General features: G+C 69.9%; 18 protein-coding genes. 8 read left to right on the plus strand and 10 right to left on the minus strand.

The features are described from left to right. Positions 1–10: 10 nt before the first annotated feature. From ABD987_RS40170 to ABD987_RS40180, 3 genes are all read right to left on the minus strand, one after another. The gene (locus tag ABD987_RS40170; protein WP_345407316.1) at positions 11–607 is read right to left on the minus strand and encodes a hypothetical protein; all 597 of its coding nucleotides are present in this window, start codon (positions 605–607) and stop codon (positions 11–13) included. A 29-nt stretch (positions 608–636) separates the two neighbouring features. Continuing rightward, on the minus strand, positions 637–11,328 hold the full coding sequence (locus ABD987_RS40175) for a DUF7927 domain-containing protein (protein WP_345407319.1): 10,692 nt from the start codon (positions 11,326–11,328) through the stop codon (positions 637–639). Positions 11,329–11,675: 347 nt separating this feature from the next. Continuing rightward, positions 11,676–12,137, minus strand: a complete 462-nt coding sequence (locus ABD987_RS40180; RefSeq protein WP_345407322.1) for a MarR family winged helix-turn-helix transcriptional regulator — start codon at positions 12,135–12,137, stop codon at positions 11,676–11,678. A 93-nt stretch (positions 12,138–12,230) separates the two neighbouring features. Between ABD987_RS40180 and ABD987_RS40185 the strand changes: the two genes are divergently transcribed. The 4 genes from ABD987_RS40185 (at position 12,231) to ABD987_RS40200 (ending at position 15,792) form a co-directional block, all read left to right on the plus strand. Beyond that, the gene (locus ABD987_RS40185) at positions 12,231–12,557 is read left to right on the plus strand and encodes a rhodanese-like domain-containing protein (RefSeq protein WP_345407325.1); all 327 of its coding nucleotides are present in this window, start codon (positions 12,231–12,233) and stop codon (positions 12,555–12,557) included. 31 nt (positions 12,558–12,588) lie between these two features. Further along, entirely contained in the window at positions 12,589–13,167 is a 579-nt protein-coding gene (locus ABD987_RS40190; RefSeq protein WP_345407328.1) for a YceI family protein, read from the plus strand. A 186-nt stretch (positions 13,168–13,353) separates the two neighbouring features. Then, a complete protein-coding gene (locus tag ABD987_RS40195) occupies positions 13,354–14,721 on the plus strand; it encodes a cytochrome P450 (RefSeq protein ID WP_345407331.1) in 1,368 nt (455 codons plus the stop codon). A 9-nt stretch (positions 14,722–14,730) separates the two neighbouring features. Continuing rightward, entirely contained in the window at positions 14,731–15,792 is a 1,062-nt protein-coding gene (locus ABD987_RS40200; protein WP_345407335.1) for a terpene synthase family protein, read from the plus strand. Between the two features lie 493 nt (positions 15,793–16,285). Here ABD987_RS40200 and ABD987_RS40205 read toward each other — a convergent pair whose 3' ends face one another. Then, entirely contained in the window at positions 16,286–16,588 is a 303-nt protein-coding gene (locus ABD987_RS40205; RefSeq protein ID WP_345407338.1) for a hypothetical protein, read from the minus strand. 59 nt (positions 16,589–16,647) lie between these two features. Here ABD987_RS40205 and ABD987_RS40210 point away from each other — a divergent pair, with 59 nt between their 5' ends. Beyond that, positions 16,648–17,589 (plus strand): glycosyltransferase, encoded by a 942-nt coding sequence (locus ABD987_RS40210; RefSeq protein ID WP_345407341.1) that lies wholly within the window; start codon positions 16,648–16,650, stop codon positions 17,587–17,589. Between the two features lie 4 nt (positions 17,590–17,593). On the opposite strand, the gene ABD987_RS40215 is transcribed toward ABD987_RS40210, so the two are convergent. Genes ABD987_RS40215 through ABD987_RS40225 form a run of 3 tightly spaced genes read right to left on the minus strand, consistent with a single transcriptional unit; the run spans position 17,594 to position 19,086 of the window. After that, complete coding sequence (locus ABD987_RS40215) at positions 17,594–18,157, minus strand: type 1 glutamine amidotransferase domain-containing protein (protein ID WP_345407344.1); 564 nt, start codon at positions 18,155–18,157, stop codon at positions 17,594–17,596. Between the two features lie 37 nt (positions 18,158–18,194). Beyond that, positions 18,195–18,569 (minus strand): hypothetical protein, encoded by a 375-nt coding sequence (locus tag ABD987_RS40220; RefSeq protein WP_345407346.1) that lies wholly within the window; start codon positions 18,567–18,569, stop codon positions 18,195–18,197. Positions 18,570–18,600: 31 nt separating this feature from the next. Next, entirely contained in the window at positions 18,601–19,086 is a 486-nt protein-coding gene (locus tag ABD987_RS40225; protein ID WP_345407349.1) for an SPW repeat protein, read from the minus strand. Between the two features lie 136 nt (positions 19,087–19,222). On the opposite strand from ABD987_RS40225, the gene ABD987_RS40230 reads away from it, so the two are divergent. Then, positions 19,223–19,825 (plus strand): endonuclease, encoded by a 603-nt coding sequence (locus ABD987_RS40230; protein WP_345407352.1) that lies wholly within the window; start codon positions 19,223–19,225, stop codon positions 19,823–19,825. 11 nt (positions 19,826–19,836) lie between these two features. On the opposite strand, the gene ABD987_RS40235 is transcribed toward ABD987_RS40230, so the two are convergent. Beyond that, complete coding sequence (locus ABD987_RS40235; RefSeq protein ID WP_378214375.1) at positions 19,837–21,777, minus strand: transketolase; 1,941 nt, start codon at positions 21,775–21,777, stop codon at positions 19,837–19,839. 22 nt (positions 21,778–21,799) lie between these two features. Continuing rightward, positions 21,800–22,903 carry a transaldolase gene (gene tal, locus ABD987_RS40240; RefSeq protein ID WP_345407358.1) on the minus strand — a complete coding sequence of 368 codons (1,104 nt, stop codon included), beginning with the start codon at positions 22,901–22,903 and terminating at the stop codon, positions 21,800–21,802. A gap of 204 nt (positions 22,904–23,107) precedes the next feature. On the opposite strand from tal, the gene ABD987_RS40245 reads away from it, so the two are divergent. After that, complete coding sequence (locus tag ABD987_RS40245) at positions 23,108–23,392, plus strand: DUF3040 domain-containing protein (RefSeq protein ID WP_345407361.1); 285 nt, start codon at positions 23,108–23,110, stop codon at positions 23,390–23,392. Between the two features lie 563 nt (positions 23,393–23,955). On the opposite strand, the gene ABD987_RS40250 is transcribed toward ABD987_RS40245, so the two are convergent. Continuing rightward, positions 23,956–24,114 (minus strand): hypothetical protein, encoded by a 159-nt coding sequence (locus ABD987_RS40250; RefSeq protein ID WP_345407552.1) that lies wholly within the window; start codon positions 24,112–24,114, stop codon positions 23,956–23,958. Positions 24,115–24,296: 182 nt separating this feature from the next. Here ABD987_RS40250 and ABD987_RS40255 point away from each other — a divergent pair, with 182 nt between their 5' ends. Then, positions 24,297–25,589 (plus strand): NAD(P)/FAD-dependent oxidoreductase, encoded by a 1,293-nt coding sequence (locus ABD987_RS40255; protein WP_345407363.1) that lies wholly within the window; start codon positions 24,297–24,299, stop codon positions 25,587–25,589. Positions 25,590–25,598: the final 9 nt, after the last annotated feature.

Consider the following 25,598-nt stretch of genomic DNA (forward strand, 5'->3'; position numbering starts at 1 on the left):
CGCTCGCGGGCTACTCGGCCCCGGCGCGCGCCGCCTCCCGGCGGCGGCCCCGGACCAGCAGCACGGCGGCGAGCACGGCGAGTACCACCAGCGCGCTGACAACCCAGTACCACCAAGGGCTTTCGCCGGTGGACGCGGCGGCCAGCGCGGTGGCGTCGAGCGCGTCGGAGTCGGTGGAACACACCGCGGGCCGGTCCTGACCGGCGACCTGCGCGCACACCGAGGAGGCCAGCCGGGTGGTGCCCTTCGGCACCGGCTCGACCACGCCCCGGCTGGTGACCGTCAGGTCCTTGCCCGCCGGGACGGTCACGGTCCAGGTCACGGACTGGCCGTCGCGGCGGCCATCGTGGTCGGCGGAGGTGAATCGCAGGCCCGGCGGGAGGTTCTGGACGAGTTTCAGCCCGGCGAGGTCGGCGGCGCCGGTGTTGGCGACCTTGACCGTGTAGGCGAGTTCGTCGCCGGCGGCGGCGTTCGCGCGCCCGTCGTCGATGCCGATGGACAGCGACGGCGGGCTCGCCGGGTCGGCCGACGCGGGGATCGCCAGCGGCATCGACGCGCCGAGGAGGAGAGCCACCACGGCGGCCGGGCGGGAGTAGCGGACGGGCACGGGAGTGTCGGTTCCCTTCGGGAGTCGGATCATCGCCTGCCCCGGCGGCGCCGGGAGGCCAGCAGGAGCAGCCCGCCGACCGCGAGCAGCAGCAGCCCGGCGATCCCCACCGGGATGATCACCGCGCCGGTGGAGGCCAGCGGCGGCTTGGGCGGCGTCGGCGGAGTGACCGGCGGGGTGGGCGGTACCGGCGTCGGCGGGGTGGGCGGCGTCGGCGTGAGCGGTGTCGTGGTGGCGCACTTCGGGTCGGTCGAGCCCGTCGGACAGTTGTTGCCCGGCGTCGAGGACGTCACGGCGTTGCGCAGGGACCGGTCGGCGCCCACCGGGGTCTTCACCTTGACGCTGTAGGTGACGGTCGCGGTCGAGCCGACCGGCAGGTCACCGGTCCAGGTCAGCTTCGGCGCCGCGTAGGTCACCGCCCCGGTGGTGGCCTTGGCGTCGCCGGTGTAGTCGGCGGCGCCGAGGACGCCGGTCAGGTCGTCGGTGAACGTCGCGCCCTTCAACGCGACCTTGCCGGTGTTGCGGACGGTGACCTGATAGGTCACCACGTCGCCCGCGGCGGCCAGCTTGGTGCCGACGGTCTTGGCGATCGCCACCCCGGCGACCGGCGTGGTGGTACCGCACTTCGGGTCGGTCGAGCCCGGCGGACAGGTGCTGCCAGGGGTGTCCGAGCCGACCGCGTTGCGCAGGGTGAAGTCGCCGCCGGGGACGTCCTTCACCTTGACGCTGTAGGTGATCGTGGCCGACGCGCCGACCGCGAGGTCACCGGTCCAGGTCAGCTTCGGCGCCGCGTAGGCCGCCGACCCGGTGGTGGCCTTGGCGTCGTTCGCGTAGGTCGCGTTGCCGAGCACGCCGGTCAGATCATCGGTGAACATCGCGCCCTTCAGTTCGGTCTGGCCGGTGTTGGCGACGGTGACCGTGTAGGTCACGGTGTCGCCGGGCTTGGCGTCCGCCTTGTCGGCCTTCTTCTCGATCGCCAGGCGCGGCACCAGGACGGTGGCCGAGCAGTTCGGGTCGGCGGCCGCCACGTCGGCCCGGGCGTTCATGGGCACCGGGCAGTTGCTGCCGGGGGTGGTCGAGCCGACCACGTTGCCCAGTTTCAGGTCGCCGGTGGGCGGGTCGCCGACGGTGACGGTGTAGGTGATCGTCGCCGTGGCGCCGACCGGGAGGTCACCGGTCCACGTCAGCTTCGGCGCCGTGTAGCTCGTGGTGCCGAGGTCCGCCGCGGCGTCGTTGCCGTAGACCGCGTCGTCCAAGACAGCGGTCATGTCGTCGGTGAAGGTCGCGCCCTTCAACTCGGTCTGGCCGGTGTTGGCCGCGGTGATGGTGTAGGTGACCTTGTCCCCCGGCTTGGCCTCGGTCCTGTCGGCCTTCTTGGTGAGCGCCAGTCCGGGCAACGGCGTCGTGGTGCCGCACTTCGGGTCGGTCGATCCCGGCGGGCAGTTGTTACCCGGGGTGTCCGAAGTGACCACGTTCGCCAGCTTGTGGTCCCCCTTCACCGGATCGTTCACCGTGACGCTGTAGGTCACCGTCGCCGACGCCCCGACCGGCAGATCACCCGTCCAGGTCAGCTTCGGCGCCGCGTAGGTGGCGCTGCCGACCGACGCGTTCTGGTCGTTGTTGAACGTCGCGTCGTCGATCACCTTCGAGAGATCGTCGGTGAACGTCGCTCCCGTTTGGACGGTCTGACCGGTGTTGCGCACCGTCACGGTGTACGTGACCTTCTCGCCCGGCTTCGCGTCCGCCTTGTCGGCCTTCTTCTCGATCGCCAGACCGGACAACGGGGTCGTCGTCCCGCACTTCGGATCCGTGGAACCCGGTGGGCAGTTGTTGCCCGGCGTGTCCGAAGTGACCACGTTGGCCAGCTTGAAGTCGCCCTTGACCGGGTTGTTCACCGTGACGCTGTAGGTCACCGTCGCCGTCGCCCCGACCGGCAGATCACCGGTCCAGGTCAGTTTCGGCGCCGCGTAGGTGGCGTTCCCGATCGAAGCGTTCTGGTCGTTGTCGAACGTCGCGTCGTCGATCACCTTCGAGAGATCGTCGGTGAACGTCGCGCCGTTCTGCGGCGTCTGGCCGGTGTTCTTCACCGTCACGGTGTAGGTGACCTTGTCGCCCGGCTTGGCGTCCTTCTTGTCCGCGACCTTCGTGATCTCCAGGCCAGAGACCGGCGTCCTCGTCCCGCACTTCGGATCCGTGGAACCCGGCGGGCAGTTGTTCCCCGGGGTGTCCGAGGTGACCACGTTCGCCAGGCTGTGGTCGCCGGTCACCGGATTGTTCACCGTCACGCTGTAGGTCACGGTCGCCGTGGCACCGACCGGGAGGTCACCCGTCCACGTCAGCTTCGGCGCAGCGTAGGTCGCACTCCCGATCGACGCGTTCTGATCATTGTTGAACGCCGCGTCGTCGATCACCTTCGACAGGTCATCGGTGAACGTCGCCCCGGTCAGCACGGTCTGGCCGGTGTTCTTCACCGTCACGGTGTAGGTGACCTTGTCGCCCGGCTTGGCGTCCTTCCTGTCCGCGACCTTCGCGATGTCCAGGCCCGCGATCGGGGTCGTGGTACCACACTTCGGGTCCGTGGAACCCGGCGGGCAGTTCCCGCCCGGAGTGTCCGAGGTGACGGCGTTGACCAGCTTGAAGTCACCCTTGACCGGGTTGTTCACCGTCACGCTGTAGGTCACGGTCGCAGTCGCCCCGACCGGGAGATCACCCGTCCACGTCAGCTTCGGCGCAGCGTAGGTGGCGCTCCCGAGCGACGCGTTCTGATCATTGTTGAACGTCGCGTCGTCGATCACCTTGGACAGGTCGTCGGTGAACGTCGCTCCCGTTTGGACGGTCTGGCCCGTGTTCTTCACCGTCACGGTGTAGGTGACCTTGTCCCCCGGCCTCGCGTTCGCCTTGTCCGAGGTCTTGACGATCTCCAGACCCGCGACCGGGGTCGTCGTGCCACACTTCGGATCCGTGGAACCCGGCGGACAGTTGTTGCCCGGCGTGTCCGAAGTGACCACGTTAGCCAGGCTGTGGTCACCGGTCACCGGGTTGTTCACCGTGACGCTGTACGTGACCGTCGCCGTCGCCCCGACCGGCAGGTCGCCTGTCCAGGTCAGTTTCGGCGCCGCGTAGGTGGCGCTACCGTTCGACGCGTTCTGATCGTTGTTGAACGTCGCGTCGTCAACGACCTTCGAGAGATCGTCGGTGAACGTCGCACCGTTCTGCGGCGTCTGACCGGTGTTCCTCACCGTCACCGTGTACGTGACCTTGTCGCCGGGTTTGGCATTGGCCTTGTCCGCGACCTTCGTGATCTCCAGCCCAGAGACCGGCGTCCTCGTCCCGCACTTCGGATCCGTGGAACCCGGCGGACAGTTGTTGCCCGGAGTGTCCGAGGTGACCACGTTAGCCAGCTGGTGGTCACCGGTCACCGGATTGTTCACCGTCACGCTGTAGGTCACGGTCGCCGTGGCACCGACCGGGAGGTCGCCCGTCCAGGTCAGTTTCGGCGCGGCGTAGGTCGCACTCCCGATCGACGCGTTCTGATCGTTGTTGAAGGTGGCGTCGTCGATGACCTTCGACAGGTCGTCGGTGAACGTCGCACCGTTCTGCGGCGTCTGACCGGTGTTCTTCACCGTCACCGTGTACGTGACCTTATCGCCGGGCTTGGCATTGGCCTTGTCCGAGGTCTTGACGATCTCCAAGCCCGCGATCGGGGTCGTGGTGCCACACTTCGGGTCCGTCGACCCCGGCGGACAGTTCCCACCGGGGGTGTCCGAGGTGACCGCGTTGACCAGCTTGAAGTCACCCTTGACCGGGTTGTTCACCGTCACGCTGTACGTCACCGTCGCGGTCGCACCGACCGGCAGATCACCCGTCCACGTCAGCTTCGGCGCGGCATAGCTCACGCTCCCGATCGACGCGTTCTGATCATTGCCGAACGTCGCGTCGTCAAGCACCTTCGACAGGTCGTCGGTGAATGTCGCTCCTGTTTGGACAGTCTGACCGGTGTTGCGCACGCTCACGGTGTAGGTGACCTTGTCCCCCGGCTTGGCATCGGTCTTGTCCGAGGTCTTGACGATCTCCAGACCCGCGATCGGGGTCGTCGTCCCGCACTTCGGATCCGTGGAACCCGGCGGACAGTTGTTGCCCGGAGTGTCGGACGTGACCACGTTCGCCAAGGTGTGGTCGCCCTTGACCGGGTTGTTCACCGTCACGCTGTAGGTGATCGTCGCGGTCGCCCCGACCGGCAGATCACCCGTCCACGTCAGCTTCGGCGCGGCATAGCTCACGCTCCCGATCGACGCGTTCTGATCATTGCCGAACGTCGCGTCGTCGAGCACCCTCGACAGGTCGTCAGTGAACGTCGCTCCCGTTTGGACAGTCTGACCGGTGTTCTTCACCGTCACCGTGTAAGTGACCTTGTCGCCCGGCTTGGCGTCCTTCTTGTCCGCGACCTTGACGATCTCCAGACCCGCGATCGGCGTCGTGGTGCCACACTTCGGGTCCGTCGAACCCGGCGGACAGTTCCCACCCGGCGTCTCGGACGTGACCACGTTCGCCAGCTGATGATCCCCGGTCACCGGGTTATTCACCGTCACGCTGTACGTGACCGTCGCCGTCGCGCCGACCGGCAGATCACCCGTCCACGTCAGCTTCGGCGCGGCATAGGACGCCGTACCCACCGACGACGCCGCATCGTTGTTGTAGGTGGCGTCGTCGACGACCTTCGAGAGGTCGTCGGTGAACGTCGCTCCCGTTTGGACAGTCTGGCCCGTGTTCTTCACCGTCACGGTGTACGTGACCTTGTCGCCCGGCTTCGCGTCCTTCTTGTCCGCGACCTTCACGATCTCCAGACCCGCGACCGGGGTCGTCGTGCCGCACTTCGGATCCGTCGAACCCGGCGGACAGTTCCCACCCGGCGTGTCCGAGGTGACCACGTTCGCCAGCTTGAAATCACCCTTGACCGGGTTGCTCACCGTCACGCTGTAGGTCACCGTCGCCGACGCACCGACCGGCAGATCACCCGTCCAGGACAGCTTCGGCGCCGCGTAGGTGGTCGTTCCCACCGACGACGCCGCGTCGTTGTTGTACGCCGCGTCGTCGAGCACCTTCGACAGGTCGTCGGTGAACGTCGCTCCCGTTTGGACAGTCTGGCCCGTGTTCTTCACCGTCACGGTGTAGGTGACCTTGTCCCCCGGCTTCGCCGTGGCGGGGCTCGACTTCTTCTCGATGCTCAGACCCGCGACCGGCGTGGTCGTCCCACACTTCGGGTCGGTCGAGCCCGGCGGGCAGTTCCCGCCCGGGGTCTCCGAGGTGACGGCGTTGACCAGCTTAAAGTCGCCCTTGACCGGATCGCTGACGGTGACGCTGTAGGTGACCGTCGCCGACGCCCCGGCCGCCAGGTCGCCGGTCCAGGTCAGCTTCGGCGCGGCATAGGACGCCGCTCCCGCCGAGGCGGCCGCGTCGTTGTTGTACGCCGCGTCGTCCAGCACCTTCGACAGGTCGTCGGTGAACGTCGCTCCCGTTTGGACGGTCTGGCCCGTGTTGCGCACGGTCACCGTGTACGTGACCTTGTCACCCGGCTTCGCGTTCGCCTTGTCCGAGGTCTTGACGATCTCCAGACCCGCGACCGGGGTCGTCGTGCCACACTTCGGATCCGTGGAACCCGGCGGACAGTTGTTCCCCGGGGTGTTCGAAGTGACGACGTTGGTCAGCTTGTGGTCACCCGCGACCGGGTTGTTCACCGTGACGCTGTAGGTCACGGTCGCCTTCCCGCCCACCGGCAGGTCGCCGGTCCAGGTCAGTTTCGGCGCGGCATAGGTCGTGGTGCCGAGATCGGCCGAGGCGTCGTTGCCGTAGGCGGCGTCGTCGAGCACCTTGGTCAGGTCGTCGGTGAACGTCGCGTTCGTCAGCGCCGTCTGACCGGTGTTGGTCACGGTCACCGTGTAGGTCACGGTGTCGCCCGGTTTCGCGTCGGTCCTGCTCGCGGTCTTGACGATCGCGATCCCCGAAACCGGGGTCGTCGTCCCGCACTTCGGGTCCGTCGAGCCCGGCGGGCAGTTGTTCCCCGGGGTGTCCGAGGTGACGACGTTGGCCAGCTTGTGGTCACCCGACGCCGGGTTCTTGACCGTGACGCTGTAGGTGATCGTCGCCGTGGCCCCGACCGGCAGGTCACCGGTCCACGTCAGCTTCGGCGCCACGTACGACGTCGAACCGACCGTGGCCGACGCGTCATTACCGTACGTCGCGTCATCGACCACATTGGACAGATCATCGGTGAACCTCGCCCCGGGCAGCGGTGTCTTCCCGGTGTTGGTCACCGTCACGGTGTACGTGACCTTGTCACCCGGGTTCGCCGCCTGCTTGTCGGCCTTCTTCTCGATCGTCATGCCCGGGACCGGCGTCGTGGTGGAACACTTCGGATCCGTCGAGCCCGGCTCGCAGTTGCCCGGCACGTTCGTACTGACCGTGTTGCGTAGCTGGTGGTCGCCGGTCACCGGGTTCTTCACTGTGACGCTGTAGGTCACCGTCGCGGACGCGCCGACCGGCAGGTCGCCGGTCCAGGTCAGCTTCGGTTCCGCGTAGGTCGCCGAGCCGATGGTGGCCGACGCGTCGTTGCCGTAGGTCGCGTCGTCGAGCACATTGGACAGGTCGTCGGTGAACGTGGCGGCGTCCGCGCCGGTCAGCGGGACCTGGCCGGTGTTGGTCACCGTCACGGTGAACGTGACCTTGTCACCCGGGTTCGCGGCCTGCTTGTCCACGGTCTTGGCGACCGTCAGCTCCTTGCCGGGGGTGGTGGTGGAGCAGGACGGGTCGGTCGCTCCGGGCGGGCAGTTGTTGCCGGGTGTGCCCGAGGTGACCACGTTGTTGAGCTTCTTGTCCCCCGGGTCCGGGTTCTTGACCGTGACGCTGTACTTCACCGTCGCGGTGCCGCCGACCGGAAGATCACCGGTCCACGTCAGCTTCGGCGCCGCGTACGACGTCGAACCGACCGTGGCCGACGCGTCGTTCCCGTACGTCGCGTCATCGACCACATTGGACAGATCATCGGTGAACGTCGCGCCGTTCTGCGGCGTCTGCCCGGTATTGGTGACCGTGATCGTGTAGGTGACCTTGTCGCCGGGCACGACCTGGGTACGGTCGACGGACTTGTCGATCCGCAGGCCCGAAACCGGCGTGGCGGTCGTGCACTTCGGATCGGCGGAGCCGGCGGCGCAGTTGTTGCCCGGGGTCGTCGAGGTGATCGCGTTGACCAGGCGATGATCCCCGGTCACCGGATTCTTCACCTTGACGGTGTAGGTGACGGTCGCGGTGGCGCCCACGCCGAGGTCACCGGTCCAGGTGAGCTTGGGCGCGGTGTAGCCCGCGGTGCCGGTGCTCGCGGAGATACTGCCGGTGTCGAACGTCGCGTCGTCGATGACCTTGGACAGGTCGTCGGTGAACGTCGCGCCGGTGAGCGGCGTCTGCCCGGTGTTGCGGACCGTCACCGTGTACCGAACCGTGTCGCCCGGGTTCGCGCTGGTCCTGTCGGCGGTCTTGCTCAGCTCGATCCCGGCGACCGGGGTCGTGGTCGAGCAGGCCGGATCGGTCGAACCCGCCGCGCAGTTGTTCCCCGGGGTCGTGGAGGTGATCGCGTTGACCAGCTTGTGGTCCCCGGTCGCGGGGTTCTTCACCGTGACGCTGTAGGTGATCGTCGCCGATGCCCCGACCGGAAGATCACCGGTCCAGGTCAGCTTCGGCGCCGCGTACGACGTCGAGCCGACCGTGGCCGACGCGTCGTTGCCGTACGTCGCGTCATCGACCACTTTGGACAGATCATCGGTGAAGGTGGCGCCGTTCTGCGGCGTCTGCCCGGTGTTGGTGACGGTGACGGTGTAGGTGACCTTGTCGCCCGGGTTGGCCTGCTCCTTGTCGGCCTTCTTCTGGATCTTCAGCCCCGAGACCGGCGTGGTCGTGGTGCACTTCGGATCCGTCGACCCGGCGACGCAGTTGCTGCCGGGGGTGGCCGAGGTGACGGCGTTGACCAGCTTGTGGTCCCCGGTGTCGGGGTTGTTGACCTTCACCGCATACGACACCGTCGCGGTGCCGCCGACCGGGAGGTCGCCGGTCCAGGTCAGCTTGGGCGCCGAGTAGGTCGCCGAGCCCGTGCTCGCGGTGATGCTCCCGGTGTCGAGCGTCGCGTCGTCGACCACTTTGGACAGATCATCGGTGAACGTCGCGCCGTTCTGCGGTGTCTGGCCCGTGTTGCGCACGGTCACGGTGTAGGTGACGGTGTCGCCCGGCTTGGCGTCCGACTTGTCGACGGTCTTGGCGATCTCGATTCCCGCGACCGGTGTGGTGGTCGAGCAGGCCGGATCGGTCGAACCCGCCGCGCAGTTGCTGCCCGGGGTCGTGGAGGTGATCGCGTTGACCAGCTTGTGGTCCCCGGTCGCGGGGTTCTTCACCGTGACGCTGTAGGTGACCGTGGCGCTGCCGCCGACGGGCAGGTTCCCGGTCCAGGTCAGCTTCGGCGCGGTGTAGGACGTGGTGCCCGCCGAAGTGGCCGCGTCGTTGTTGTAGTCGGCGTCGTCGACCACTTTGGACAGATCATCGGTGAAGGTGGCGCCGTTCTGCGGTGTCTGCCCGGTGTTGGTGACGGTGACGGTGTAGGTGACCTTGTCGCCCGGGTTCGCGCTCTGCCTGTCGGCCTTCTTCTGGATCTTCAGCCCCGAGACCGGCGTGGTCGTGGTGCACTTCGGGTCGGCCGAGCCCGCGGCGCAGTTGCTGCCAGGGGTCGTCGAGGTGATCGCGTTGACCAGCTTGAAGTCCCCGGTCACCGGGTTCTTCACGGTGACCGTGTAGGTGATCGTCGCGGTGGCGCCCACGGGCAGGTCGCCGGTCCAGGTCAGCCGGGGCGCGCTGTAGGACGCCGATCCCGCGCTCGCGGTGACGCTCCCCGTGTTGAACGTCGCGTCGTCGACCACTTTGGACAGATCATCGGTGAACGTCGCGCCGGTCAGCGCGGTCCGGCCGGTGTTGCGGACGGTGACCGTGTACTTGACGGTGTCGCCGGGGTTCGCCGACTGCTTGTCGGCCGTTTTGGCGATGTCCAGGCCCGACACGTTCACCGTGGTCGAACACTTCGGGTCGGCCGAGCCGGTGACGCAGTTGCCCGCGTTGGACCGGATGCCGTTGACGAGCTGGTGATCGCCGGTGGCGGGGTTCTTCACCGTCACCGAGTACGTCACGGTCACCGTCTGCCCCGGCGCCAGATCGCCCACCCAGCTCAGTGTCGGCTGGGTGTAGCTCACCGTGCCGGACGTGGCGCGCTGGTCGTTGTTGTAGGTGGCGTCGTCGAGCACGTTGCTCAGCTCGTCCTGGAACCGGACGCCGCCGACCGTGACCGGGCCGCTGTTGGTCGCGGTGACGGTGTAGGTCACCTTGTCGCCGGGGTTCGCGACCTGCTTGTCGGCCTTCTTCTCGAACGCGACCGCCTCGATCGGCAGCCGGTAGTCCTCGACCTCGCCGCTGTCGGCCAGCCCGGTCGGGTTCTGCACCTGCGTCGCGGTGTAGCCCGCCCGCAGCCGCAGATAGGTGTAGCCGGGGACGATCGTGCTGGGCACCGTCCAGTTCAGGGTGGCCGACGTGGCCCCCGCCGCGAAGTTCGCACACGCCCGTTCGCCGGGATTGTCGAACACCCCGTTGCGGTTGAAGTCGATCCAGCCGCAGACCTGGCCCGGCGCCGACGCCCCGGACAACGCCGTGGTGACGCTGTAGGTTCTGCCCACGTCGGCCACCGTCAGCCGGGGCAGGGGTTTCGCCACGCCGTCGGTGTGCGCCGAGGTGATGTCCGCGCCGGGCGCCACCGCGTTCGGGCTCGGGGACACCTGCCCGGTGTTGAGGACGGTGGTGTTGTTCGGGTCCACGCGCTGGCCGAGCCGCAGGTCGCCGACGATATGGCTGGCGGCGGTGCCCGCGTCGTAGCTCGCGGGGGCGTCGCCGAAGTTCTCGTCCGCGGACACGCCGAACAGGTACTCGTCGGTGGTGATCGCCGCGAAGCCGTCACCGGTCTGGTCGACGGCGAAGGTCAGCGAAGAGACCGTGCCACTGACCTGGACACTGCCACAGCCCGCGGTCCCGCCGCCCGGCGACGCGGCGCTGCAGACGGTGTTGCTCGTCCGGTTGGCGACCTCGATGGTCCGGCCGCCGGAGACCTGGAGGTTGGTGCCCGAGGACAGGCTCAGTGACGCCCCGGCGGGACTCGACCCGGTGAGCGTGTGCCGGACCTGACTCTTGCCGTAACCGTTGAACGCGCCGATCCCGGCCAGGTGCAGCACGGGATTGCGCACCGGGCGGTTGAAGGACACGGTGAGCGTGGCCATGTTCGGGCACAGGTAGGCGTCATAGCAGCCCTGGAGGTCCGGCCGGGTGCCGAGCACCGCGAACGGGGTGCTGCCCGGGATCGCCGGGGTGTACATCCCGGGCATCAGGCCCTTGCTGTCCGCGTTGTTGCCGGAGAGCCGGTTGATCTGCAGGTTGCTCTGCACCCCGACGGTGACCTGGAGCCCCGAGGGCAGCGTCGAGGCCGCCGAGGTGTTCGTGCCGGTGTTGCCGAACCAGGAACCGGCCGGATGTGTCTGGTACGCGTCCGCGGGCGGCGCGGCCACACCGGCGAGGACGGCGAAATCGGCCAGGGCCAGCAACACCGCGACGACGGCGGCGGCGAACCGGCGCCCAGGCCTGACACTCATGGGAGTTCCCCTATCCAACTTACCCGCACGCCGATGGCCCGCAACCTGCGAAATGGGGAAAACCTAGCAATGTCACGTCGAGGACGGCCATTCGAAGCGGCGCGGGTGTCACCCGCACGAGTTAACCTGGTAACGCTTTGATCAAGCACCAACGGAAAGCGCTAACGTCGTACGTTCGCCGTCCGATTGAATGCTTCTCCCTTCTCGCCAGACAGCGGGAAGGGACGTTTTGAAAGTGTTTCGGTCGCCGCCGCCGACATTTCCGCTTTCGCGCCGCGACTGTTTCCGCGCGGCCAGCGCCCCAAGAGGTCACTGTCCACACTGGCCACCGCCGGCCCCGTCCCCGGCTACTTCGGCCCGTCGAGGCGCACGTCCCGCAGGTGTGCGACCTTGCCCAGCGCCTCGGCGAGGATGCGCGCCTCCTCGCCACTGAGGTGCGAGGAGAAGTGCGCGCGGATGCTGTCGAGGTACACCGGCGCGGTCTCCCGCAGCGCCCGCCTGCCCTCTTCGGTGATGACCGCCGAGGACGCGCGCTTGTCGGCAGGGTCGAGCCGCCGGTCCACCAGACCGGCGCGCACCATCTCCTCGACCAGGCGGCTGACCCGGGTTCTGCTCAGCACGACCCGGTTGGCCACCTCCTGCATCCGCAGGCCGTCCTCCCCCGCCGCGTTCAGTTCGAGCAGGACGTCGTACCACGTCAGCGGGACACGTCCGTTCCGCTGGACATCCTGCTCGATGGCGCGGACGGCCGTGTTGTGCGCGAGCAGCAGCGCTCGCCAGGCGTCGAGGTGCGGGTCGCGGTCGGTCACCCGGCCATCCTAGCGGCATTGCATGCGTGCGCACACACTTGTATGGTAGATATGTGCGTACGCACGCACATAAATCCACGAGGAAGGCATCCGATGGTCAAGGTGATCGAGCGGGACACCGTCCGGCAGAAGATCGACGACGGCGCGACCGTGGTCGAAGCGCTGCCGATCCAGTACTGGCGGGACACCCGGCTGCCCGGGGCGCTGAACCTCCCCCACGACCAGGTGGACGTTCTCGCGCCGAGCCTGCTTCCCGACCGGGAGGCCGAAATCATCGTCTACTGCACCGGCACGAGCTGCCCCAATTCCGGCATCGCCGCGGAACGACTGGCAAAGCTCGGCTACTCCCGCGTCTACACCTACAAGGCGGGCAAGGAGGACTGGGTCGGCGCCGGACTGCCGACCGAGTCCGGCGAATGACGGTCACCACCGAACCCGGAGGAAACCAGAGATGAGTAACGACACCACCGCGGCGACGCGGGTCCTGGACGGCGTCGAACTGCCGGCCGAGGGCACCTGGAAGGTCGACCCCGGACACGCCGAAGTCGGCTTCGTGGGGCGCCACTTCCTGCTGACCAAGGTGCGCGGCCGGTTCACCGGCGTCGACGCCACCGTGCGGATCGGCGCGCGGCCCGAGGACAGCAGCGTGACGGCCGTGCTCGACATGTCCAGTGTGGACAGTGGCGACCGGACCCGCGACGATCACCTCCGTTCGGACGACTTCTTCGATGTCGCCCGGTACCCGACGGCGACCTTCGTCTCGACCTCGGTCGCCTGGGACGGCACGACCGGCACCCTGACCGGCGAGCTGACCATCAAGGACGTCCGCCGTCCGGTCACCCTGGCCGTGGACTACCTCGGGTACGCGAGGGACCCCTGGGAGAACGACCGGATCGTCTTCTCCGCCAAGGGAAGGATCAACCGGGAGGACTGGGGCCTCGGCTGGAACATGATCCTCGACTCCGGCGGCCTGCTCGTCTCGAAGGAGATCGAGCTCGTGCTGGAGATCGAGGCGATCCGGGAAGGCTGAGCCCGCCCACCGCGTGGCCGCCCCACAGAGAATCGAAGGGCGGCCACGCGGCCCGCGCCGCGAAGCCGGGACCGGTCCCGCCGGGCCCGGCTAGCGTCGGGCATCGCGGCGCGCGAGTGCGTGGTCAGGCTCGGCACCGTCCCGGAACACCGTCCGGCCCGCGGGCCGCACCCGTGGGGAGTTTCGATGCTACCGAACACGATCGCGCGCGCCCCGGGTTCGCTTCCGCTGCTCGGGCACGCCCGGCAGCTCACGCGCGATCCGCTGGGCTTCCTGGAGTCCCAGCGCGCGCTGGGTCCCCTCGTCCGGGTGAACCTCGGTCCCACCCCCGCCTACGTCCTCAACGACCCGGAGCTCGTCCAGCGGGTCCTGGTCCGCGACGCCGGCTCGTTCGACAAGGGACGGCTCTTCGAAAAGCTCCGTGACTGGCTGGGCGAAGGCCTGTTCAACTCCGAGGGGGCGACACACCGCGCCCGGCGCCGGATGATGCAGCCCGCGTTCCACCATCGGGAGATCACCCGGTACTGCCGCGTCATGGCCGAAGAGGCCGAACGCGTCAGCGCGGGCTGGCACGACGGGCAGATCGTTTCCCTCGACGAGGAAATGCACGAGCTGACACTGGGCATCGTCGCGCGGGCGCTGTTCAGCGCCGAGGTCGTCCGGTCGTCCAGCCGGGAGATCGGCGAGTCGCTGTCGGTGCTCCTGCCCCTGCTCGCCCGGCGGTCGCTGTCCCCGCTGGGAGCGCTGGAAAAGCTGCCCACCCCGGCCAAGCTGCGCTTCGACCGGGAGGTCGTCCGGATCCGCGCCGGCATCGGGGAGATCATCCGGGTGTACCGGCACGACGGTTCCGACGACCACGCGGATCTGCTCACCATGCTGCTCCGGGCCGACGACCCCGGCGCACCGGACGGCCTGCGCGACACGCACATCCAGGACGAGGTGATCAGCGTGATGTCCGCGGGCACCGACACCTCGGCGGCGACCATGAGCTGGCTGTTCCACGAACTCGCCCGCCATCCGGAGGTCGAGCGGAAACTGCACGAGGAGCTGGACGCGGTCCTCACGGCCGGTCCCGTCTCCTACGAACAGACCGGGAAACTGGAGTACACCCGCGCGGTCGTCTCGGAAACGCTGCGAATGGACTGTCCGATCTGGATCACGATGCGCCGCGCCACGTCCACCGTGGAACTCGGCGGGCACCGGCTCCCCGCCGGCACGCAGTTCATCATCTCGCCACGGACCCTGCACCGGGATCCCACGGTGTTCCCGGACCCGTTGCGGTTCGATCCGCTGCGGTGGCTCGCGCCCCGGCAGCCCGAACCCCGCCAGCGCCTGGCCTACCTCCCCTTCGGGGCCGGGCGGCGCAAGTGCATCGGGGACTCCTTCGCCTGGTACGAAATGGTCATCGCGGTCGCGACCATCGCCCGGCGGTGGCGGCTGTCCCTCGGCGCCCGCACCGGCGGCCGCGGCCGGACCTCGGCCGTCGCCAAACCGGAAGCCCGGCCGGTGACCGTGCACGACCGCACGAAGTCCGCCACGACGGCGAAATCCTGAGGAGGGCCGGTGACCAGGACGACGCCGATGGAGGTGCCGCCGTTCTACTGCCCGATTCCCCCGGCACAGCACCCCCGTGCCCACGAGGTGCAGCAGGACGCGGTGGAGTGGGCGCGAACGCGGGGATTCGAGCCCGACCCGGCCCGGCTGGCCCGGCTCGCCCGCGGCGATCTCGGCGGGCTCGCCGCGAAGTCCATGCCCGAGGCCGAGTTCGAGCCGCTGACCGTCGTGGCGCACTGGTACATGCTCGTCTTCTCCTTCGACGACACCACCTGCGACGAAACACCGGCGACGACAGCGGGACTGTGCCGGCGGCTGTCGCTCCTCCAGCGGGTGCTGGAGGCGCCGTCCCCGGCGTGGCCGGACGAAAACCCCTACACCGAAGGATTCCGGGACCTGCGCGTCAGCTGGGGAAGACTCGCGACCCCCGTCCAGGTGCGACGCTGGATCGAGGGGAAGCGGGAGTTCTTCTCCGGGCTGGTCTGGGAATCCACCTACCGCGCCTCGGGCGCCCTCCCCGGGGTCAACGAGTACGTGACGATGTGGCTGCGGGCGGTCGGGATGATCCCGCTGATGACCATGCTCGACGCCGTCCGCGGCTACGAACTCCCGCCCGCCGAACTGGAACGTCCCGTCGTGCGCGCCCTCGTCGAGATGGCGGGCACCCTGGTGGCCTGGGACAACGACCTCATCTCCCGGGCGAAGGAGATCCACCGGGCGGGCGACACCCTCAACCTCCTCGACGTACTCGCCGTCGAACGGGGGCTGTCGCTGGAGGCCGCGCGGGACGCGGTCGTCGCGATGCGCGACCGCGTGATGGTGATGTTCCTCCGCCTTGCCGAGCGGGTCAGCGCCGGGGCGTGCCAGGAGCTGCGCGATTTCGTCAGCGATCTCGGCCGGTGCGTCCGCGGCCACCTCGACTGGGCACTGACCTGCGACCGCTACCGGCACCCGTCCGGGAACCACCTCGGCCCGGTCGTCCGGCTCCCCACCGAGTTCGCCGAGCGACCGGCCGACGACCGCGCACAGCCACTGCCCCTGCCCACCCTCGCGTGGTGGTGGGACCTGTAGACCGGGGAGTCCTCGGCCGGGACCGGCCGCCTACCCGCTGTTCGCGGCGGCCAGGAAAGGCCGAGCTGCCCGACTGCTGCCCGCACATCGTGTCCGGCTTTCGCTCGCCGGACGACCGGATACCTTTCACTGCACCAAAGGGCAGGATTGGCCGCGCTGAAGGACGCCTTCAGTGCACTGAGCGCACCGAAGGCGTCCTTCAGCACAACCGCCGCCGCCTGAACTCACCACTCCTACCGAGAAACCCCGGTGCGCACTTCCCCAGCGAGCCGCGTCCGAACCCGATTCGGAAACCGGTCCGGAGCACAAGCACGCCGCGCTCGTGTACGGACTCCACCGGTTGCCGATAGCCTGGGGCAGACGGCCGCGCGTCGCGCCGGAGCCGTACCTCGGCGAAGTCGGGTTTCAGCGTTTTCAAGGTTTCGGCATGGAGGAGTGCGTCCCCGGTGATGGTCGATCGTTCCCTGCTCTTCGTCTGCACCGTGCACGCCGGTCAGATCAACTGCCTGATCGCCATCGCGGCGGAGCTGTCCCGCCGCGGCGTGCCCGGCCTGTGTTTCGCGGCGAAGTCGAGGTACCGCGCCGACATCGAAGCCGCGGCGAGCGCTTCGGAGATCACCTTCATCCCGCTCGACGAGCCGGAGGACGACGGGGCCGACGTGCTCGACAGCGAGGTCCTGGCGGTGATGCAGCGCGGCCCGATGCGGACCGACGGGCTCACCGCGTTCGGCCGCGCGTACCTCGACTTCGCGCGCAGCACCCGGGAATACGAGCGGATGCTCGAGGTGATCGACACGCTGAAACCCGCCCACCTGGTGATCGACGCGGCTCACCTACCCGGCGATCGACGCGGCGATGACCCGGGGCGTGCCGTTCACCCTCACCGTCCCCGCGCTGCCGAGTTCGGCCGCGCGGACGCCGTGGAACTACCCGAGCGGGCTGACGGATTTCCCGGCGCGCATGAATCCCGGGCAGCTCGCCGCGAACACGCTCTTCGGACTGCGGACCGCGATCGCCATGATCACGCGCACGCCGGTCGTCCGGTTCGCCAGGAAGCGCGGGGCGATGGGCATCAGGAACCCCAGCGTCACCCTCGCCCGCTACGTCGACGCGGCGGCCCTCGTGCTCACGGCCTCCGTTTTCGGTCTCGAGTACGAGTTTCCGGCGCCGCCGAAGGTCAACCTGGTGGGGGCGTTCGTGTCGGAGGCCGCGCTCGGTTCGGCGGGGGATCCGGATCTGTCGCGCTGGCTCGACGAGCACGACTCGGTCGTCTACCTGGGTTTCGGCACCTTGATGCGGCTGTCCCGCGACCAGATCGGGGCGCTGCTCGGCGCGATCGACCGGCTCGGCCCCGGCCACCGGTTCCTGTGGAAACTCCCGGCCGAGCAACAGAAGCTGCTCCCCGCCGATTCGGAGCTGCCGGGGAATCTCCGGGTGGAGAACTGGATTCCCTCCCAGCTCGACGTCCTCGCGCACCCGCATGTGCGCGCGTTCGTGACACACGGCGGCTCCAACGGTTTCCACGAGTCGATGTACTTCGGGAAACCGGTTCTGGTGGTGCCCGCGTGGTTCGACTGCTACGCCATCGCCGCGCGGGCCACGCACAGCGGCGTCGGCCTGGCCGTCGGCGACCCGAACGACCTGACCAGCGGCGAACTGGCCGGCCTGCTCGACCGGCTGCTGACCGACGCCACCTTCACGGCACGGGCCGCGTACTGGTCGGCGCGGGTCCGCGGCGCGGGCGGCACCGCCCGCGCCGCGGACCTGATCCTCGAACTGGGCTCGCCGTCCGGATAGCGGGTCAGGCCCCCGTTTCCCCGCCGGACGCGGCGAACCGCTCGACGATCGCGTCGCAGAAGGCGGGCAGGTCACCGGGATCGCGGCTGGACACCAGCCGCTCGTCGACGACCACCTCCTCGTCGAGCACCCGACCGCCCGCGTTCCGGATGTCGGTGCGCACGCTGGGAAACGAGGTCAAGGTGCGCCCGCGCACCACGTCCGCCTCGACCAGGACCCACGGGCCGTGGCAGATCACGCCGACCGGTTTCCCCGCCCGCACGAACTCCCCGGCGAACCGCACCGCGGCCGCGTGCTGCCGCAGGGTGTCCGCGTTGACCGTACCGCCGGGCAGCAGCAACGCGTCGTAGTCCGCCGGGGAGACGTCGTCGACGACCTTGTCCACTGGGAACGAGTCCGCCTTGTCGATGTCCCCGTTCATCGCCTGGATCGTCCCGGGCTCCAGCGAGACCAGGTCGGCCGTCGCCCCGGCCGCGAGCACCGCGTCCCGTGGACGCTCCAGTTCGACCTGCTCGACACCCGTGGTGGCCAGGATCGCCACCCGCCGTCCTCGCAACGCCGTGGTCATCTCCCGTTCCCTTCACTCGTCCGTCGTGTCCGCCGGGTCACCGGGCCGGCCCGGGATCGCGGACCCCGTCGGGCACCGATCCGCCCGCGTAGTCGGCCGCCGTCCCGTCCGCCGCACCGTGCTCGCCGACGTCCGGCCCGTCGTCGGGTTCACCGCCGGAGCCGCCGGACGTCCCGACGTCCGGCCGCTCCTCGGCGAGCCGTTGTCCCAGCGGCGCCGGGTGGGTCTGCTCCCACGGGGTCGTGCCGTACCGGTCCGCGGCGGACCAGTGCTCGGGCGGGTCCATCCCCTTCTCCAGCGGATCCACCCGCAGTTCGTCCTCGTCCAGTTCCTCGGTACCGCTCAGGGGCGCGGGCTCGATCTCGTCCGCGCCCGCCATCGCGGTGTCCGGCGCCGGGTCGTCCGCCGTCATCCTCGTCACCTCCGCTTCGCCTTCGTTCCGGTCACGCCCGCGGGCGGCCTTCCCGCGCGTGCCCGCCCCGGCCCCCGGACAGGCCGAGCGCGAGACCGGCCAGCAGCACGACGCCACCGGCGATCACGTTGCTCAGCCAGGTCGCCGTCGGCATCGGGCCGACCAGGGCCGAGTCGATCGGCACGATGCCCGAGCGACGGTAGATGACCCACGGCGACACGATCGCCCAAGCCCCGATGACGGGTGTCACCCAGGCGATGACGTGCAGATTGCCGAACGATCGCGCGAATCCCACCGCCAGCAGCGCCACGGCGACGCCGGTGATCATGTTGCTCGCGGCGAGGCTGAACTCGCCGATGGACTGGATCACCCACGGCGACAACGCGAGGTACAGCCCGGCCAGCATCAGTATCCCGCTGGCCAGGCCCGTGCTCGAAGTCTGGTTCGCCCGCTCGTACCGCGCGCGCAGTGCGGTCAGATCCGGTTGGACGTCCGTACGGTCCGTACGCGTCGTCATCTTCTTCACCTCCACTCCCCGGGTTCCCGTGCCCCCGGCGGGCAAACCACGGTCACCGGAGCGGAGGACAGCCTCGTTTGCCCGTGGCCCCGAACGGGCATCCGGCCGCCGGTACTCCGATCGTTGGGAGGCGGAGATGAGCCAGGTCGACGAACTGCTGGCCGAGCACGGCACGACCTACGCCGAGGAGGCCGGGATCAAGCTGGCCGACAAGCCCCAGCCGCTGTACCGGCTGCTGGTCCTCACCACCCTGCTTTCGACGCGGATCAGCGCGGAAATCGCCGTGGCCGCGGCCAAAGAGCTGTCGGAGAGCGGCTGGCGGTCGCCGTCGGCCATGCGGGCGTCGAGCTGGCAGGAACGCGTCGACGCGCTCGGCCGCGCACACTACGTCCGATACGACGAAAGCACTTCGCGACATCTCGGGGACGCGGCCGAGTTCGTCGAGGAGCGCTACCGCGGCGACCTGCGCCGGATGGGCGACGCCGCGGACGGCGATCCGCGCCGGCTGGAGAAGCTCCTCGCCGAGTTCCCGAGGATCGGCGGCACCGGCGCGCAGATCTTCTGCCGCGAGGCCCAGGCGGTGTGGCCGTGGCTGCGCCCCTACTTCGACCGGCGCGCGCTCACCGGCGCCGGGAAGGCCGGACTGCCGACCGACCCGCGGCGGCTCGCCGGGCTCGTGCCGGGCCACGAGCTGGCCCGGCTGGCCGCCGCGCTGGTCCGGGTGAGCCTGCGCCGGTAGCGCACCGGCGGTCAGCCGGACTGCGGGTCGGTGTCGTCGTGCGGGTCGCCCACCGAGGTGCCCTGCTCGCCGCGGATGATGGCACGTTCCTCTTCCGGCGTTTCCCCGAACGGGTTCCGGCGCCCGCCGAGGACACTGTGGACGGTCGCGACGATACGGTCGGCGTCGATCCCGGCGGCGGCGCGGAGCTCCGCCGGGCTGCCGGAGCAGGGCATGCCGCGGACCGCGAGCTTGCGGACCGTGACCGCGTCCGGGAAGTCCGCGAGACACTCCAGGACGGCGTCGCCGAGCCCGCCTTCGGGCCAGTGGTCCTCGACGGTCAGCAGCACACCCGTGTCCCGTGCCGCGGCGCGGAGCGTGGCCGCGTCGATCGGCTTGACCGAATAGCAGTCCAGTACCCGTGCCGCCACACCGTCGGCCGCGAGGCGTTCGGCGGCTTCCTCGGCTTCGCCGACGGTGACCCCGCACGCCACGAGCGTGACCCGGTCGTCCTCCGAGCCACGCACCACCCGGCTGCCGCCGATCCGCACGTCCTCGTCCGGGCCGGTGCGGACCGGGGTCTTGCCACGCAGAGTCCGCAGGTAGGAGATCCCGCCGCGATCGGCCATCGCGGTGACGAGCAGGGCGGTCTGGTTGGCGTCCGAGGGATGCAGGACCGCGCTGCCGTGCACGGCCCGGAACATGGCGAGATCCTCCAGTGCCATCTGGGAGGGACCGTCGGGACCGATGGAGACACCCGCGTGGGAGCCCGCCAGCCGCAGGTCCGCCCGCGAGATCGCCGCCATGCGGACGAAGTCGTGGGCGCGGGTGAGGAACGCGGCGAAGGTGGACGCGAACGCGGCCCAGCCGCGGGCCTGCAGCCCGACCGCGGCCGCGACCAGCTGCTGTTCGGCGATGTACATCTCGAAGTAGCGGCCGGGATGGGCCTCGGCGAACAGTGCGCTGGCGGTCGAGTTCGACACCTCGCCGTCGAGGGCGACCACCTCCGGCCGGGACTCCCCCAGCGCCGTCAACGTCTCTCCGTACGCCTGGCGTGTCGCCACCTCCTCGCCGACTTCCCAAGACGGGAACCGAGCTTCGGCGGGCTGTGCGTCCACTGTGGACATGGCGAACTCCGGCTTCGCGACGCGCACGGACAGTGCGCGCGGGCCGCCGAGTTCGGCGATGGCCCGTTCCGGGTCCGCCACCGGCTTGCCGTGCTTGCCGGGCTGGTCCTCCACCGCCCGGACTCCCTTGCCCTTCTTGGTTTTCGCGAACAACGCGGTGGGGCGCCCCGAGTTTTCCGCCTCGGTGTAGGCGGCTTCGACGGCGTCGAGGTCGTGCCCGTCGAGGACGACGGCGTGCCAGCCGAACGCGCGGGCGCGCTCGGCGTAGGTGTCGACGTCCCAGCCCAGCATCGTCTCGGTGGTCTGCCCGAGCCGGTTGACGTCGACGATCGCCGTCAGGTTGTCCAGGCCGTAGTGGGCCGCGTGCTCGAACGCCTCCCAGATCGAGCCCTCCGCCGTCTCCGAATCGCCGCACAGCACCCACACCCGGTACGGGAGCCGGTCGAGCCGCTTGCCTGCCAGCGCGATCCCGACGCCGATCGGCAGCCCCTGGCCGAGCGAGCCGGTGGCCACGTCGGTGGGCGGGATCCGCGGCGTCGGATGGCCCTCCAGCCTGCTGCCGAAACTCCGGTAGCGAAGCAGTTCCTCGTCCGTGATCGCCCCGGCCGCCTTCAACATGCCGTAGTACAGCGGCGAGGCGTGCCCCTTCGAGAAGACCAGGTGATCGTTGCGCGGGTCGTCCGGCCGGTCGAAGTCCAGCCGCAGGTGCCCGTCGAGCAACACGGCCATCAGGTCGGCCGCGGACATCGAGGAGGTCGGGTGCCCCGACCCGGCCTTCGCGCTCGCCCGGATCGAGTCCACGCGCAACTGCTGGCCCAGTTCCCGCCGGAAGGTCGTGTCGTTCATCGTGCTCGTCATCGAGTGCTCCTTACACGGTGCGCAGGTGGTCTCGTTTGGCGGCGATGCCCTCGGACAGTTCGCGGTAGGCGGTGCTGAACTTTTCCACGCCTTCGCGTTCGAGCACCGCGACCACGTCGTCGTAGTCGACGCCCGCGTTCGCGAACCGCTCGAGTGTCCGGTCCGCCTCCGCCATGCCGCCGGCCAGCCGGTCGGCGACCACGCCGTGGTCCACGAACGCGTCCACCGTCTCCGGAGGCATGGTGACGACGGTTTCCGGGCCGATCAGCTGCTCGACGTAGAAGACGTCCGGGCGGGTCTCGTCCTTCATCGACGTGGACGCCCACAGGCACCACTGCGGTGCCGCCCCGGCCGCGGCCAGGTCGGTCCACTCCGGACCGTCGAACACCTCCAGGAAGGTCCGGTACGCGAGCCGGGCGTTGGCGACGGCGAGGGTGCCGAGCAGGTCCTCGTGACCGCCGGACTCGCGCAGCCGCCTGTCCGCCTCGGTGTCCACACGGGACACGAAGAACGAGGCGACCGAGGCCATCCGGTGCGGGTCCCCGCCCGTGGCCAGGAACCGGCGCAGGCCGCGCAGGTACGCTTCGGCCGCGTGGCGGTGCCGTCGCAGGGAGAACAACAGCGTGACGTTCACCGGGACGCCGCGGGCGACGGTCTCCTCGATCGCGGGCAGCCCCGGTTCGGTGCCGGGGATCTTGACCATCAGGTTCGGCCGGGCCACCAGCTCGTGGAGCCGGACGGCCTCGGCGACCGTCGCCGCCGTGTCGTAGGCCAGCCGCGGATCGACCTCCAGGGAGACCCAGCCGTCCCGCCGCGACCCGCTCCGCTCGAACACCGGCCGTAACCGGTCACAGGCCGCCCGGATGTCCTCGACGGCCAGTGCCAGGAAGATCTCCTTGGGGTCGTCGTGCTCCCGGAGCACCTCGCGTAACTGGTCGTCGTAGGCCTGCCCCTTCGCCATCGCGCCCTGGAAGATCGTCGGATTCGACGTGACGCCGAGAACCCCCTGCCCGACCAGGCGGTCGAGGCCGCCCTCCCGCAGGAACGGGCGCGACAGATAGTCCACCCAGGGGCTCTGGCCCTGCCGGGCGAGGTCCTCCACCGGGGTCCGCATCGTCCGCCTCCTCTCCGCACAGCTCGCGCCTGGTGACCGGGGCGTCCGTGCCTTCGCCCCGGAGATCCGCTTCACGACTCCGGCTACCCGCCACCGCCACGCGTACACGTGCGAATCGGCACGGGCCCGCGGGTTTGCCCCGGCGCGCTCCGGGCAAGCCGGAGGGGGCACCGAACGAGCAGCGGCACGCCGAGCGGAGGGACCATGCTGGCCGACCACGAGAAGGAAGCCCTGGACGGAATCGCCGCGGAGCTGGCGGGCACCGATCCGGTCCTGGCCCGGTCGCTGAGCAGGCGGGTGCACCGCCAGGCGTGGCGTTGGCGGGCCATCGGGGTCCTCGCGGCGGTGACCGCGGTGCTCCTGGTGGCGACCGGTGTCTACACCGCGCGCGTCCCGCTCGTCTTCGCGGGGGTGACCGGCGGCACCGCGCTGCTCGGGCTGTGGTTGTTCCGCCGCCGCTCACCGGCGGAACCCGGGAGTCCACAGTAGACGACCACCGGCGGTCCGCGGCCGTCCCGCGCGCTCGCGCGGGTTTACCCGGGTCGAGAGATCGTGGCCGAGAAGAGACGGCACGCCTGGCGCGGGATGGCCGGGCCCTCGGTGTAGTGGGCCGCGCCGGTCGGGCTCTGACTGCTCACAGTGTCTACTGTGGACGGCGAGGAGCTGTACGGCCGGGTCCGCCATTCCCGTTGCGAGGCGGTGCTGTGCGTGCTCGCCGGGCTGGCACCGGCACCGGTTCACCGGAGGAACCCGAAACCGGCCACCGGCTGCCCGGGACCCCAGCGGTCCACGCCGCCGCCCGCCGCGGCGGGCGGCCAGGCCATGGACCGGATCGGCTACCTCCACGACGCGTTACCGGTCCTGCCCGAGGGCGGAACCCGCCCGCCGCCGCGCTGTGGCGGCGGCCCGCTCCGCCCGCCGTGGCCCGGCGGGCGTCGCACCATCCGCACACCGTCCATTCCGGACACATCGGCGACTACGTGGCCTGGCTGCCGGCCGGTGGCGCCGCCGGGCCGGCGCTCCCGGTCCGGAGCTGAAATCCCGTTCCGTGCTCAGTACCAGTGGGCACGACCGCCGATCCGCCGTCCCGACGTGCCGAGCACGGCCAGTGCGGCCCCGGCGACCGCCAGCACGATGCCGACGACCCAAAGCGCGTGGATACCGGTCAACAGCCCGGCGATCAGCAGGACGATTCCGAGGATGATCACCATCTCTCCCTCCGTCGATGCCCGCCACCTTCACGGGGCGAGCGTGTATGTCACGGTTTTCCCGCCACCGCGAAGGAAAACGCGGCATTCGGAGCAACCGTGTGACTCTTCGGGAGACGGCCCGGTTTCTTCCGTTGTCCGCCGGGTACCCGCCGGACAACGGACCAGCGAGAAAGGGACATGCCATGCGCGTGGTGATCGTCGGCGCGGGTTTCGCCGGCTTCCAGGCCGCGAGGACGGTGTGCCGCGACGATCCGGACATCGAGGTCGTCGTGGTCAATCCGACGGACTACTTCCTGTACGTACCGCTGCTCCCGGAGGTCGCGGCCGGGGTCCTCGACCCGCGCCGGGTGCTGATCCCGATCCCGGCCACCCTGCCGGGAGTACGGCTCGCGCTCGGCACCGTGCACGGCGTCGACCTCGAGGAACGAGCGGTCCGGTACGTGGATCCCGAAGGCCGGCACCACGAACTGGGGTACGACCGGCTCGTGCTCGCGGCCGGGAGCGTGTCCAAGCTCCTGCCCGTACCCGGCATCACCGACCACGCACACGGGTTCCGCGGTGTGCCCGAGGCGCTCTACCTGCGTGACCACCTGACGCGGCAGGTCGAACTCGCCGCCGCGGCCGACGACCCGGCCGAGCGCGACGCGCGGTGCACGTTCGTCGTCGTGGGCGCGGGCTACACCGGGACGGAGGTCGCCGCGCACGGGCCGGGACTGACCGCCGCGCTCGCGCAGCGGCATCCCGGGCTGGCGGAGCAGCCGATGCGGTGGATGCTGCTCGACGTCGCCGAGCGGGTCCTTCCCGAACTCGACCGGCGGCTCGGCAAGACCGCCGATCGCGTGCTGCGCTCCCGCGGCGTGGACGTCCGGATGGGGACCTCCATCGAGGAGGCCACGGCAGACGGTGTCACCCTCACCACCGGCGAGAAGGTGCCCGCCAGGACCCTCGTCTGGTGCGTCGGCGTCCGGCCGGACCCGCTCGTGTCCGAGCTGGGGCTGCCCACCGATCGCGGTCGCCTCGCGGTCGACGCCTCGCTGCGCGTCCCCGGCCGTCCCGACGTGTTCGCCTGCGGCGACGCCGCCGCCGTGCCCAACGCCGCCAAACCGGGCGAGATCACCCCGATGACCGCGCAACACGCGGTCCGGCAAGGAAAACTCGCCGGGCGCAACGTGGTCGCGTCCGTGCGCGGGCGGCCGATGAAGGCCTACCGGCACCACGATCTCGGCTTCGCGGTCGACCTCGGCCCTGGCCACGCGGCGGCCAATCCGCTCAGGATCCCGGTGTCGGGTTTCCCGGCGAAGCTGCTCACCCGCGGCTATCACCTGCTGTCGATGCCCGCCAACCGGGTACGGACCACGGTCGACTGGGCCCTCGACACCCTCACCACGCGGCAGACCGTCCAACTCGGACTGGTGCGGTCCGGCGCCGTCCCGCTCGACACCGCTTCCCCCGAACTGCCCGCCCAGCGTCCGTGAGCGGGCGGC

This window comes from Amycolatopsis samaneae (assembly GCF_039541975.1).
Taxonomy (GTDB): Bacteria; Actinomycetota; Actinomycetes; order Mycobacteriales; family Pseudonocardiaceae; genus Amycolatopsis; species Amycolatopsis samaneae.